The sequence below is a fragment of the Vogesella sp. AC12 genome (genome assembly GCF_024437575.1).
GTDB classification, from domain to species: Bacteria; Pseudomonadota; Gammaproteobacteria; order Burkholderiales; family Chromobacteriaceae; genus Vogesella; species Vogesella indigofera.
On record NZ_JANFNU010000003.1, the window covers coordinates 84,134 to 96,644 of the forward strand.

Here is a 12,511-nt window from a genome sequence, read left to right on the forward strand (position 1 = left end):
GGTACCGCATGCTGCGCTTGCTCCTGATCAGCTGTCTGTTCGCGACCGCCGCCGGTGCCGACATCGTGCGGCTGGCCGTCGGCCTCGCCAAACCGCCGTATGTCGAGGCGGGCGGCAACAGCGGACTGGAGGTGGCGCTGGCGCTGGCCACGCTGCGGCTGGCCGGCCACCAGCCGCTGGTGGTGCAGCTGCCGCAAGCGCGCGGGCTGGCGATGCTGGACAGCGGCCGGGTCGATGCCATGCTGTCGCTGGTGCCGGGGTCGCTGGAAGGGGTGTTCTATTCGCAGCCGCTGCTGCACTACCGCAACCGCGCCATCGTGCTGCAGGGCAGTGGCATCGTGCTGACGCAGCTGTCGCAGCTGGCGCAGTACCGGGTGGTGGCGTTCCAGAATGCGCGCCGACTGCTCGGCGACGACTTCCGCCGCACGGTGGAGCGCGCGCCCAGCTACGCCGAGCAGGGCGACCAGGACATCCAGAACAAGATGCTGTTCAATCACCGCGTCGACGTGGTGATCGGCGACGAGCTGATCTTCCACGCCAATCCGACGCAGCGCGACCTCAACAACCGCAGCCAGGCGGTGCTCAGCTACGCGCTGTTCCCCAGCTCGCCGCGCCATGTCGGCTTTCGCCGCGAGCGCCTGCGCCAGGACTTCGACAACGCGTTGCTGCAGCTGAAAGGCAGCGGCGAGTACGAGCGCATCCAGCAGTTCTACCGCGACAAGTACCAGCTGCCGCGCTATTAGCGTTTGGCGGTGCGCGCCAGCTGGTTCAGCACCTGCGACGCGGCAAACAGGCCGAAGCTGGCCGTCACCACCACGCTGGCGCCAAAGCCGGCGCAGGACAGCCCCTGCGGGCCGCGCGCCTCGCCCACCTCACCCACCTCGCAGGCCGCCGCCTGCGGATACACCAGCGGCTCGGTGGAATACACGCACGGCACCCCCAGCTTCTTGCCCGGCTCGCGGCTAAAGCCGTGATGACGGCGCAGGTTGTAGCGCAGCTTGGACAGCAGCGGGTCTTCCGTCACCTGCGCAAGATCGGCCAGCGCGATACGCGACGGGTCCATCTGGCCGCCGGCGCCGCCGGAGACCACGAACTTCTGCCGCCGCCGCACACACCACGCCACGATCGCGGTCTTGATCTTCAGGCTGTCGATGCAGTCGATGATGTAGTCGTAGCCCTGCCCCAGCAGTTGCTCCAGATTGTCCTCGGTGACGAAGTCTTCCACCTCGGTCACCACGCAGGCCGGGTTGATGGCGCGCACGCGCTCGGCCAGCGCGGTGACCTTGGCCATACCGTACAGCGGGTCCAGCGCCGGCAGCTGCCGGTTGGTGTTGGACTCGGCGATATTGTCGAGGTCGATCAGCGTCAGGCGGCCGATGCCGCTGCGCGCCAGCGCCTCCACCGCCCACGAGCCGACACCGCCGACGCCGATCACGCAGACGTTGGCCGCAGCAAAACGCTGCAACGCCGCGTCACCATACAAACGGGCAATACCGCCAAAGCGGCGTTCCAGATCGGCACTCATCTTCGCTCGACATTCATCAGGAAAAAACGGCCAAGCATACCGAAAACGCCCCCCTGCTGCCAAGGCGGACACTGTCGGTGCAAACAGCCCTTGCCAAGGCAAATCGTTGATCTACCATGAAAATTCTGCCCCCGCATCCTGCGGGCGGCAGCGACAACCGGGAGATTGCGCATGAAGTTGCCGCGTTTTGACATCGATCTGGACAAGCACTACAAGGCCACGGTGGTGATTGCCTGCCCGCAGTGCAGCCACCAGACCCGCCAGCACCTGGCCAGCCTGGCCCCCGACCAGCCGCTGCGCTGCAGCTGCGGCGCCGACATCAGCATGCCCGGCAGCGCGCTGGCGGCCGCCCGGCAACAGGCCGACGCCATCAAGGCCGCCTACCACGTTCGCTGACCCCGCGCGGAACACACTGATCCGAAATAGGCCTCTACAGGCTCGATGACGGCTGGCACAATCGTGTCATTGCCGATCAACCCCGACACGGCAGCCCCACGGCTGCCGTGTGTCATTGGAGCCCGCCATGTCCGTGCTTGACGTCCGCAGCGACACCGTAACCCAGCCCACCCTCGCCATGCGCCAGGCCATGTTCGACGCCGTGGTCGGCGACGATGTCTACGGCGACGACCCCACCGTGCGCGAGCTGGAAACGTTGGCCGCAGGCATCCTCGGCAAGGAAGCCGCGCTGTTCGTGCCGTCCGGCAACTTCGGCAACCAGCTGGCGCTGTTCAGCCACTGCCAGCGCGGCGACGAAGTGATCCTCGGCGACGACTGCCACATCGTGTGGCACGAAACCGGCGGCGCGGCGGTAATCGCCGGCGTGCAGCTGCGCACCGTCGCCAGCGCAGATGGCGTGCTGCGCGCCGACGAGGTGAAAAAGCGCATCCGTGTCGGCGACGACATCCACTGGCCGCGTACCGGGCTGATCTGCGTCGAGAACGCACACAGCAACGGCCGCGTGATTCCGCTGGCCGACATGGCGGCGGTGTGGGACGTCGCGCAGCAGCACGGCGTGCCGGTGCATCTGGACGGCGCCCGCGTGTTCAACGCCGCGGTGCACCTCGGCTGCGACGTGCGCGACATCACCCGCTACAGCGACACTGTGATGTGCTGCCTGTCCAAAGGGTTGGCCGCACCGGTCGGCTCCATTCTCGCCGGCCCGGCCGCTTTCATCGCCCGCGCCCGCAAAAACCGCAAGCTGCTGGGCGGCGGCCTGCGCCAGGCCGGCGTGCTGGCCGCACCCGGTATCCTCGCACTGACCGAGATGGTGACCCGCCTGCCGGAAGACCACGCCAACGCCCGCTACCTGGCGGAACAGCTGGCCGCCCTGCCCGGCATCAGCGTCAATCTGGACGACGTGCACATCAACATGGTGTGGTTCCGCCTGCCAGACACGCTGGACAGCGGTACGCTGATGGCTGCGCTGGCGGATGCCGGCATCAAGGCCAACGGCCCCGAGCACGGCCTGATGCGGCTGGTGACGCACTGGCAGATCGGCCGCGCCGACATCGACCGCATCGTCGCCGTGTTCGCCAGCGTGCTGGCGGCATGACGCTCACCCTCGCGCTGGCGCTGTTCGCGGCGGCGTTTGCCGCCGGCGCGCTCAACGCCGTCGCCGGTGGCGGCACGCTGCTCACCTTCCCGGCGCTGGTCGCCGCCGGCCTGCCGCCCATCGTCGCCAACGCCACCAGCTCGGTATCGCAATGGCCGGGCTACGTCGCCAGCAGCCTCGCCTTTCGCCGCGAGCTGCGCGGCCAGCGACAGTTTGCCGGCATGAGCGTCGCCAGCCTGCTGGGCGGGCTGGTGGGCGCTTATCTGGTGACGGTGGTGTCGCCACGGCTGTTCGACGTGCTGATCCCGTGGCTGATCCTGCTCGCCACCGCCATGTTCGCCTGCAGCAGCACGCTGACGCGCTGGATGGGCCAGCACGCGGCCAACGTTGGCCGCAGCACCGCCGCCCTGCTGGCCGGGCAGTTCGTGGTCAGCATCTACGGCGGCTTCTTCGGCGGCGGCATGGGCATCATGATGCTGGCGCTGTACAGCCTGTTCGCGCTGGACACGCTGACGCGGATGAACGCGCTGAAAACCTGGCTGTCGGTGGTGATCTCCGGCGTGGCGGTGGTGACCTTCATCGTCGCCGGCATCGTCGACTGGCCGGCCGCCAGCGTGATGCTGGCCGGCACCATCGCCGGCGGCGTGGCCGGCGCCCGCCTCGCCCGCCGCCTGCCGGCCGTCTGGCTCAAGCGCGTGGTGGTGGCACTGGGCAGCGTGCTGACGCTGGCGTTTTTCTGGAAGGTTTATGGCTGAGGCCTGCGGCCAAGGTTGGCCGCAGTGGGTGGGAATCACACAAGGTCCGGAAGCAGTCGTTCGAACTAACGCAAATGATTGCCGGACTTTGGAAGCTGTCGGCTGGCCAATGGCAACACCTCGGCTAAAACAGACAGACATGCCTATGTGCTAGGATGACTGCTATCGGCTATAAGCGATCATTAGCACATCCTAAATAGTGCCCATCTCAGCCAGCTTAGACATTAAGGAAATTCACTTTGCAGCCTCGCCCTATGTCAGTCCAACAGCATTCAATACTCGAACACCCCTGGACATACAGGGTCACCGAGTTGCGCATCGACCTCGTTGCCCGGCAACTCACCATGACACTAGTCAAGGCAGGTGGGTCAGTGAGCCTTCTGTTCACAGAGATCCATCAACTCTCCATTGATGAGGGTTACACCGGGACGGAATCCGGACTGGAGATCCTCGACTTATCTTCTAGCGGCTTGGAGAATACACGCGTACGGGTAAGCAGTTTTGAGCAAGATCCGTCGATCCAGTTCTGGGCGAAGAATGTCGAGCGCATCTAATCCTGAATCGTTTTTCTGTACTTCATGAAATGCTAGCCGTCAAAATGAACACCATCACACTCAACGACATTCATTGGCATGACTCACTCATTTTGAATGTTCACCTCGTACCGGAGGATGATCGTGTCGAAATGCGGCTGTTATACCCTGAAGAGTGGAGCACCAATACTTTTACGGAGAAAACCGTAATATTTGAGAACGCCTACGGGTACAAGGAATTTGAGGGGCCAATTGATGGCTCGCCAACAATCCTCTCGGCTTCAATTTCTGGCACCAATGACCCGTGGTCAAGAATTCGTCTTGAAACAAATGCTGGTTATCGCGAGGTGTATTGCCGTGATGTTTACATCCAAACACTCTAGCTGATTAATACTGCAATCCACCGGACTGCTACCTGTATCATCCTGAAGGTGTGAATGACAAAAGCTAGCACTGATTGGGGGTAAGCCAGTAACGGGCCTCTAGCCAAGACTAGAAATGAATCAGCTACGGCAATCAGCACAATAAAGTTCACCGACCAGCCCGGCCGCAATCACACAAGCACAAATACCAGTTGCGACGCCAAGCCCCCCCACACATCCCGCGTGACCGCCGCCCCCTTCTGCCGCACAATCCCGCCATCGCTGCCTTGCGGCCAACCTTTGCCTGCCCCGACATGACCGATCACACTTCCGATGACTTCCAGTGGCTGGAAAGCCTCGATGACGCCGCCGCGCTGGCGTGGGTTGAGCGCCAGAACGCCGCCACCCAGACCCTGCTCGACAGCGACCCGCGCTTTGCCTCGCTGAAAGACAGCATTCTCGCCAACCTGCGCGACACGCGGCAGATCCCGTTTTTTGCCGAGTACGGCGGCTGGCTGTACAACTTCCACCAGGACGGCGAGCATCCGCGCGGCATCTACCGCCGCTGCACGCTGGACGCCTACCGCGCCAATTCGCAGGACTGGCAGACGGTGCTGGACATCGACGCGCTGGCGGCCGCCGAGGAGGTGGACTGGTATCTGGACGGCGTCGCGCACTACACCGAACAACCGGCGCGCGTGATGCTGAGCCTGACGCCGGGCGGCTCCGACGCCACCGTCAGCCGCGAGTACGACGTCGAGGCGCAGGCCTTCGTCGCCGGCGGCTTCAGCTTCCCCTACGGCAAGAACCACATCGCCTGGCGCGATCTGGACAGCGTGTTCGTGTGCCCGGCGTGGGAGGAGTCGCAACTGACCCGCGCCGGTTATCCGCGCGAGGTGTGGCTGCTGGAACGCGGCCAGAGCTGGGACGAGGCGCAGTGCCTGCTGCAGCTGGACGACGAGGCGATGATGGCGGCGGCGTGGCGTTTTCTCGATGCCGACGGCACGCCATTCGACATGATCGAGGCCTCCGACAGTTTCTACAGCAAGACCTATCACCACGTTGCGGCCAACCTTGCGCTCACCGCGCTGCCGCTGCCGCCGCGTGCCGAGATCGAGGCCTACAGCCACGGCGACCTGATCGTGAAGCTGGCCGAGGACTGGGAGGTTGACGGGCAAAGCTACGCCGCCGGCAGCCTGCTGGCGGTGGCCTGCGACGCGGCCAGCGGCAAGGTTGGCCGCATCCAGCCGCTGTTCGTGCCCGGTGCGCGGCAGTCGGTGGAGATGGTGGAGGCGACGCTGCACCTGCTGGCCATCATCGTCATCGACAATGTGAAGAGCCGCCTCGTCACCCTGCGCCGCCAAGGCGACGACTGGCTGCCGCACGCCAACCCGCTGCCCACCGGCGGCGTGATCGAGTTCGCCGACCAGCCGTGGCAAAGCGACCTCTTGTACTACAGCTACAGCGATTTTCTGACCCCGGCCGCGCTGTACCGGCTGGACCTGCTGGCTGGTGGCGAGCCGGAAGTGCTGCGCGCGCAGCCGCTGGCCTTTGACGCGAGCGGTTATGTGGCCGAGCAGCTGCACGCAACCGCCGCAGACAGCACCGAGATTCCCTACTTCATCGTCCATCGCGGCGGCCTCGCCCGTGACGGCAGCGCGCCGACACTGCTGTACGGCTACGGCGGCTTCGAGGTGCCGATGATGCCCTACTACATGGACAACTTCGGCCCGCAGTGGCTGGAAAAGGGCGGCGTGTTCGTGGTCGCCAACATCCGCGGCGGCGGCGAGTTCGGCCCCGCCTGGCACCAGGCGGCGCAGGGTATCCACCGCCAGGTCAGCTTCGACGATTTCATCGCGGTGGCGGAAGACCTGATCGCGCGCGGCATCACCAGCGCGCGGCGCCTCGGCATCGAGGGCGGCAGCAACGGCGGCTTGCTGGTCGGCGCCTGCATGGTGCAGCGGCCGGAGCTGTTCAACGCGGTAGTGTGTGAGGTGCCGCTCTTGGACATGCTGCGATACACCGAGCTGTTGGCCGGCGCCAGCTGGATCGACGAGTACGGCGATCCGCAGGACGAGGACGAGCGCGCGGCGCTGGCGGCGTACTCGCCGTACCACCATGTCCGCGCCGACGCACGCTACCCGCTGGCGCTGTTCACCACCAGCAGCAAGGACGACCGCGTGCACCCGGCGCACGCGCGCAAGATGGTGGCGCGCATGCAGTCCTTCGGCCACCAGGTGCTGTTCCTCGAAACCAGCGGCGGCGGCCACGGCGGCAACACCGGCCAGGAACAGACCGCCGAGGAGCTGGCGCGGGTGCTGGTCTATCTGTACCGCCAGCTGATGGATTGAACACTGCACCACGATCTGCTGCGCCCTGATATCCAAGGTTAATCCAGCGTTGGAACGGGCCAGAGCATGCGTATTGATATCAACATCAACTGCGCTTTTCTGGCCCATTCCGCCTTGTCTGACTTTGGCTCGCGAGATCGCGAACGCGTTTCTGAGCCTGCGGCCAACCTTGCGCTGAAGACAAGGTTGGCCGCAAGCATGTGACACCGTTACCATAGCCCGGCCCGCTTGCCGGGCTTTTCTTCACTTCTACACTCCGGAACGCGCATGAAGATCGTCGTCCTCGGTGCCGGCGTGGTCGGCGTCGCCAGTGCCTGGTATCTGTCCCGCGCCGGGCACGAGGTCACCGTCATCGACCGCCAGAGCGCCGCCGCGCAGGAAACCAGCTTCGCCAACGGCGGCCAGATCGCGGTATCGCACGCCGAGCCGTGGGCCAACCCGGCCACGCCGCGCAAGATCTGGCAATGGCTGGGGCAGGAGGACGCGCCGCTGCTGCTGCGCCTGCGCGCCGATCCGGCGCTGTGGCGCTGGAGCTGGCGCTTCCTGCTGGAATGCCGCGCACGGCGCACCCGCGCCAACATCCGCCCGATCACCACCTTGGCACAGTACAGCCGCAGCTGCCTGCAGGCGCTGCGCGCCGAGCTTACGCCGCAGGGCGGCCTGCACTACGACCAGCTGCAGCGCGGCATCCTGCACCTGTACACCGACGCGCAGGAATTCGAGCAGGCGCTGCACGCCGCCGCCATCATGCGCGACTACGGCTGCGACCGCCGCCCGCTGACGGCGGACGAGTGCGTGGCGATCGAGCCGGCGCTGGCCAGCGCCCGCGGCCAGCTGGTGGGCGGCGATTTCTCCGCCGAGGACGAATCCGGCGACGCGCAGCGCTTCACCAGCCAGCTGGCGGAATTCTGTCGCCGTGCCGGCGTCAACTTCCGCCTCGACACCGTGATCAGCCGCCTGGAGCGCGACGGCGACCGCGTCGTCGCCGCGCACACCGACAGCGGCGAGCGCATCATCGCCGACGCCTTCGTGCTGGCGCTGGGCAGCTACAGCCCACAACTGTTGCGCCCGCTGGGGCTGTCCTTGCCCGTCATTCCGGCCAAGGGCTACTCCGCCACGCTGACGCTGCCGGATGACAGCGTCGCACCGGTGACCAGCCTGACCGACGACCAGTACAAACTGGTGTTCTCGCGGCTGGGGCAGCGGCTGCGCATCGCCGGCACCGCCGAATTCGCCGGCTTCGACCTCGCGCTCAACCCGGTGCGCTGCGACGCGCTGTTGCGCCGCACGCGACAGCTGTTCCCCGATCTGCGCGACAGCGCGCCGCCGGAATTCTGGTGCGGGCTGCGGCCGGTGACGCCGTCCAGCGTGCCCTTCATCGGCGCCAGCCGCTACCGCAACCTGTGGCTGAACACCGGCCACGGCACGCTGGGCTGGACCATGGCCTGCGGCTCCGGCCGGCTGCTGGCCGATCTGATCGCCGGCCGCACGCCGGACATCGCCTTCCCCGCCCCCGCGCTGTGAGCGCCTGTTCACGGTCTGCGGCGGCGGATCTCAATGGGGCGATAACGCGTTAAGAACGGCGTCGGCATGCTGCTTCTGTCCAGCTAAGCGCCGCTTCCTCAGCCGTTTTCGCCTAGTCTCGCCTGAGCGTGCGAGATCGTGAACAGGCGCTAAGCGGCGGGTGTGCGCGGCGGCAAAGGTTGGCCGCAACGCGGTGGCTGCCTTACCATGCAGCCATCGCCCACCCGAGACCCGCCGCACCATGTCGCATCACCCCAACCAGTTCGACCTGTTCCGCACCCGGCGCTTCCTGCCGCTGTTCATCACCCAGTTTTTCGGCGCCTTCAACGACAACCTGCTGAAGAACGCGGTGATCGTGCTGATCAACTTCCACGGCATGAAGATGCTGGGGCTGGCGCCGGAGCTGATGATCCAGCTGGCGGCGGCGCTGTTCATCCTGCCCTTCTTCCTGTTCTCCGCCACCGCCGGCCAGCTGTGCGAGAAGTACGACAAGGCCGCCATCGCGCGGCTGGTGAAACAGGCGGAAATCGCCATCATGCTGCTGGCGGCGCTGGGCTTCTGGCGGCACGACGGCGTGATCCTGATGTCCACCATCTTCCTGATGGGGGTGCACTCCACCCTGTTCGGGCCGCTGAAATTCAGCGTGCTGCCGCAATACCTGCGCCCCGGCGAGCTGGTCGGCGGCAACGGCCTGATCGAGATGGGCACCTTCGTGTCTATCATCCTCGGCCAGGTGGCCGGCACCGTGCTGGTCAATGCCGACGACAGCCGCATCAGCATCGTGCTGGCGCTGCTGGGCTGCGCGCTGGCCGGCCTGGCCGCGGCGCGGGCGATGCCGCCGGCGGCGCCGACCGCCGCCGCGCTGCCGATAGACTGGAACTTTGCGCGCCAGACCTGGGGCATCGTGCGCCACGCCAAACAGAGCCGGCCGGTATGGCTCAGCCTGCTGGGCATTTCCTGGTTCTGGTTCCTCGGCGCCATCTACCTGTCCAAGCTGCCAACCTACGCCTCCGACGTGCTCGGCGGCGACGCCACGGTGTACACGCTGCTGATGACGCTGTTTTCGCTCGGCGTCGGCACCGGCTCGATGCTGTGCGAGAAGCTGTCCGGACGCAAGGTTGAGCTGGGGCTGGTGCCGTTCGGCTCGCTGGGGCTGTGCCTGTTCGGCATCGACCTCTACTTCGCCACCCCGCCGCAGGCGGCCGCCACGCTGAACTGGCTGGCCTTCATCGCCGACGCCGGCAACTGGCGGCTGATGGCCGACTTCGCGCTGATCGGCGTGTTCGGCGGCTTCTACATCGTGCCGCTGTACGCGCTGGTGCAGTCGCGCTCGGCACCGGAATTCCGCTCGCGTGCCATTGCCGCCAACAACATCCTCAACTCGCTGTTCATGGTGGTGTCGGCGGCGTTTGCCGCGGTGCTGGCGGCGAACGGCGTCAGCATCCCGACAGTGCTGCTGATCGCGGCGCTGCTCAACCTGGTGGTGGCCGCCTACATCTACAGCCTGCTGCCGGAATTCCTGATGCGCTTCGTGATCTGGCTGCTGACCCACACCCTGTACCGCGTGCGCCACCACGGGCTGGAGCAGATTCCGGAGCACGGCCCCTGCGTACTGGTGTGCAACCACGTCAGCTTCATGGACGCGCTGATCCTCGCCGGCGCGGTGCGCCGTCCGATCCGCTTCGTGATGGATCACCACATCTTCCGCACCCCGCTGCTCGGCTTCGTGTTCCGTACCGCGCGCGCCATCCCGATCGCGCCGGCGAAGGAAGACCCGCACGCCAAGGCGCGCGCCTTCGACGAGGTGGCGGCGGCGCTGGCCGCCGGCGAGGTGGTGTGCATCTTCCCGGAGGGCAAGCTCACCCACGATGGCGAGATCAGCCTGTTCAAGCTCGGCATCGAGGAGATCGTGGCGCGCACGCCGGTGCCGGTGGTGCCGATGGCGCTGTGCGGCATGTGGGGCAGCTTTTTCTCGCGCCGCTACGGCAAGGCGATGCTGAGCTGGCCGCGCCGCTTCTGGTCGCGCATCGCGCTGAAGGCGGCGCCGGCGCTGGCGGCGAGCGAGGTCAGCGCCGCCGCGCTGCAGCAGACGGTCAGTGAATTGCGTGGCGACTGGCGCTGAGCGCCTGTTCACGATCGGCGACGCTTCGTGCAACGTTGCGCGGTGAGTACGGCTTCGGCATGCGGGCTGATCTTCAGATAAAGGCCGCTTCCCCAGTCGTTTTCGCCTTGTCTCGCGCGAGCGTGCGAAATCGTGAACACGCGCCAGGGCACCTAAAAATTTGATCACAATCAGGCGCCGTGGCTTGCCGCCGGCGGCCAGCTGTGCCAAAGTGTCAAACATAATCAACATGTTGTAGAAAATAACACCACAGAGGAGCGTTCAATGTCCAACGCCAACGATATCGTCCTGTTCCATCAGCAGGACATCACCCCGGACTCGTTCTCCGCGCCGCTGGAGCGCCGCCTGGCCGGTGAGTGCCAGCAAACCGTCGAGATGCACTACAGCGATCCGACCGGCCAGTTCCACGCCGGCCTGTGGTCCGGCGGCGTCGGCGCGTGGCGGGTGAAGTACACCGAGTGCGAGTTCTGCACCCTGCTGGAAGGCCGCGTGCGCATGCACGACGACCACGGCGGCATGGTCGAGATCGTCGCCGGCCAGCACTTCGTGATTCCGGAAGGCTTCGAGGGCATCTGGGAAGTAGTGGAGCCGGCGAAGAAGACCTTCGCCGTGTTCGAGGAAGACCGCCTGGCGCGCAAGGACTGAGCCTTATCGCTCATATTCAAGGTTGGCCGCAGCGGCGATGCGGCCAACCTTTGGTGTTGTCGATACTGGCTGCTGCGAAGCGCCCAACAAAAACCCCTGCTTCAAAGCAGGGGTTTTTGCTTGCCGGCTCCGCGTGACGCGGTGCCGCTTCAGCGCCGGTTCACGCGCTCAGAACGTGTTCACGATCTCGCGAGCCAAAGTCAGACAAGACGGCATTCGCCCAGAAAGCGCAGTGACGGGGTGTCAATGAGCATTTTTTGGTCAATGCCAACGCAGGATCACGCCGCCGCAGCAGATCGTGAACAGGTTCTCAGAACTTCTCGCTGTCCAGCAGGTAGCGCCACTGCCCCTGCTGCAGCTCGCCCAGCCGCACGCGGCCGATGCGGATGCGGCGCACCGCCTTCACCTGCAGCCCGGCCGCGGCGCACATGCGCTGGATGTGGCGGCGCTGCACTTCGCGCAGCACGAAGCACAGCTGGCTGTCGCTCTGGCGGCTGACGCGCAGCGCGGTCAGCCTGTCGCCGTCGCTGTTGACGCCGGCCTTCAGCGCGGCGAGGCCGGCGTCGTCCAGCGGTCGGTCGATCCACACCAGGAATTCCTGCTCGCAGTCGCCGGACAGCAGCTTGCGCGACACGCGGCCATCCTGGGTCAGCACCAGCAGGCCGGAGGCATCGACATCCAGCCGCCCGGCGGCGGCGAGGTGCAGCTGGTGCTTGCGCAAAAAGGTGTAGCCGGAGCGGTCGGCCGGCGACAGGGTGTCGGCCTTGATCAGCTGCCACGCCGGGCGCTCGCCGGACATCTCCGCCGCACCGCTGACATAGCCGACCGGCTTGTGCAGCAGCAGGGTGACGCGCTCGGCCTGCTCGTTGAGCGCGCGCGCCTCCAGTTCGATGCGCTGCTCCGGACGCACGCGGCTGCCGAGCACGTCGACCACCACGCCATCGACCTTGACCAGCCCCTGCTCGATGAATTCGTCGGCCTCGCGGCGGGAACACAGACCCAGTTCGGTCATGCGTTTGGAAAGGCGGATGGTGTCGTCGGACATGGCGGCAATCTGAGTGAGGGAATCGGGCAACGATTATCCGCTGTTTTGCCGCCGCTGTGGGGGCCACGTTGGCCGCACCCCCTTCCCCCGCTCCTTT

At 66.0% G+C, this 12,511-nt stretch carries 12 protein-coding genes; 10 read left to right on the plus strand and 2 right to left on the minus strand.

Going from position 1 to position 12,511, the window contains the following annotated elements:
- The first annotated feature begins 8 nt into the window (after nt 1-8).
- Nucleotides 9-743 (plus strand): ABC transporter substrate-binding protein, encoded by a 735-nt coding sequence (locus NOM55_RS06760; RefSeq protein ID WP_255907986.1) that lies wholly within the window; start codon nt 9-11, stop codon nt 741-743.
- Here NOM55_RS06760 and tcdA read toward each other — a convergent pair.
- A complete protein-coding gene (tcdA, locus tag NOM55_RS06765; RefSeq protein WP_255907987.1) occupies nt 740-1,525 on the minus strand; it encodes a tRNA cyclic N6-threonylcarbamoyladenosine(37) synthase TcdA in 786 nt (261 codons plus the stop codon). The two genes, NOM55_RS06760 and tcdA, sit on opposite strands and share 4 nt — an antisense overlap.
- 171 nt (nt 1,526-1,696) lie before the next feature.
- On the opposite strand from tcdA, the gene NOM55_RS06770 reads away from it, so the two are divergent.
- The 9 genes from NOM55_RS06770 (at nt 1,697) to NOM55_RS06810 (ending at nt 11,369) form a co-directional block, all read left to right on the plus strand.
- The gene (locus tag NOM55_RS06770; protein ID WP_047966654.1) at nt 1,697-1,921 is read left to right on the plus strand and encodes a hypothetical protein; all 225 of its coding nucleotides are present in this window, start codon (nt 1,697-1,699) and stop codon (nt 1,919-1,921) included.
- Between the two features lie 127 nt (nt 1,922-2,048).
- Nucleotides 2,049-3,077 carry a low-specificity L-threonine aldolase gene (gene ltaE, locus NOM55_RS06775; RefSeq protein WP_255907988.1) on the plus strand — a complete coding sequence of 343 codons (1,029 nt, stop codon included), beginning with the start codon at nt 2,049-2,051 and terminating at the stop codon, nt 3,075-3,077.
- Nucleotides 3,074-3,832 carry a sulfite exporter TauE/SafE family protein gene (locus NOM55_RS06780; RefSeq protein ID WP_255907989.1) on the plus strand — a complete coding sequence of 253 codons (759 nt, stop codon included), beginning with the start codon at nt 3,074-3,076 and terminating at the stop codon, nt 3,830-3,832. Before ltaE ends, NOM55_RS06780 begins: the two co-directional genes overlap by 4 nt.
- A 311-nt stretch (nt 3,833-4,143) precedes the next feature.
- A complete protein-coding gene (locus NOM55_RS06785; RefSeq protein WP_255907990.1) occupies nt 4,144-4,386 on the plus strand; it encodes a hypothetical protein in 243 nt (80 codons plus the stop codon).
- 44 nt (nt 4,387-4,430) lie between these two features.
- The gene (locus NOM55_RS06790; RefSeq protein ID WP_255907991.1) at nt 4,431-4,748 is read left to right on the plus strand and encodes a hypothetical protein; all 318 of its coding nucleotides are present in this window, start codon (nt 4,431-4,433) and stop codon (nt 4,746-4,748) included.
- A gap of 293 nt (nt 4,749-5,041) precedes the next feature.
- Complete coding sequence (locus tag NOM55_RS06795) at nt 5,042-7,078, plus strand: prolyl oligopeptidase family protein (protein WP_255907992.1); 2,037 nt, start codon at nt 5,042-5,044, stop codon at nt 7,076-7,078.
- A gap of 267 nt (nt 7,079-7,345) precedes the next feature.
- On the plus strand, nt 7,346-8,602 hold the full coding sequence (locus tag NOM55_RS06800) for a D-amino acid dehydrogenase (RefSeq protein WP_255907993.1): 1,257 nt from the start codon (nt 7,346-7,348) through the stop codon (nt 8,600-8,602).
- 241 nt (nt 8,603-8,843) lie between these two features.
- On the plus strand, nt 8,844-10,724 hold the full coding sequence (locus tag NOM55_RS06805) for an MFS transporter (protein ID WP_255907994.1): 1,881 nt from the start codon (nt 8,844-8,846) through the stop codon (nt 10,722-10,724).
- A gap of 264 nt (nt 10,725-10,988) precedes the next feature.
- Complete coding sequence (locus NOM55_RS06810; protein WP_047965956.1) at nt 10,989-11,369, plus strand: cupin domain-containing protein; 381 nt, start codon at nt 10,989-10,991, stop codon at nt 11,367-11,369.
- Between the two features lie 310 nt (nt 11,370-11,679).
- Here the strand turns inward: NOM55_RS06810 and NOM55_RS06815 are convergent, their stop codons facing one another.
- A complete protein-coding gene (locus NOM55_RS06815) occupies nt 11,680-12,414 on the minus strand; it encodes a pseudouridine synthase (protein WP_255907995.1) in 735 nt (244 codons plus the stop codon).
- Nucleotides 12,415-12,511: the final 97 nt, after the last annotated feature.

Coding starts and splice junctions, on each gene's coding strand:
- NOM55_RS06795 (WP_255907992.1), top strand. CDS start 5,042: ATGACCGATCACACTTCCGATGACTTCCAGTGGCTGGAAAGCCTCGAT.
- NOM55_RS06805 (WP_255907994.1), top strand. CDS start 8,844: ATGTCGCATCACCCCAACCAGTTCGACCTGTTCCGCACCCGGCGCTTC.
- NOM55_RS06780 (WP_255907989.1), top strand. CDS start 3,074: ATGACGCTCACCCTCGCGCTGGCGCTGTTCGCGGCGGCGTTTGCCGCC.
- ltaE (WP_255907988.1), top strand. CDS start 2,049: ATGTCCGTGCTTGACGTCCGCAGCGACACCGTAACCCAGCCCACCCTC.
- tcdA (WP_255907987.1), bottom strand. CDS start 1,525: ATGAGTGCCGATCTGGAACGCCGCTTTGGCGGTATTGCCCGTTTGTAT.
- NOM55_RS06810 (WP_047965956.1), top strand. CDS start 10,989: ATGTCCAACGCCAACGATATCGTCCTGTTCCATCAGCAGGACATCACC.
- NOM55_RS06760 (WP_255907986.1), top strand. CDS start 9: ATGCTGCGCTTGCTCCTGATCAGCTGTCTGTTCGCGACCGCCGCCGGT.
- NOM55_RS06800 (WP_255907993.1), top strand. CDS start 7,346: ATGAAGATCGTCGTCCTCGGTGCCGGCGTGGTCGGCGTCGCCAGTGCC.
- NOM55_RS06815 (WP_255907995.1), bottom strand. CDS start 12,414: ATGTCCGACGACACCATCCGCCTTTCCAAACGCATGACCGAACTGGGT.
- NOM55_RS06790 (WP_255907991.1), top strand. CDS start 4,431: ATGAACACCATCACACTCAACGACATTCATTGGCATGACTCACTCATT.
- NOM55_RS06770 (WP_047966654.1), top strand. CDS start 1,697: ATGAAGTTGCCGCGTTTTGACATCGATCTGGACAAGCACTACAAGGCC.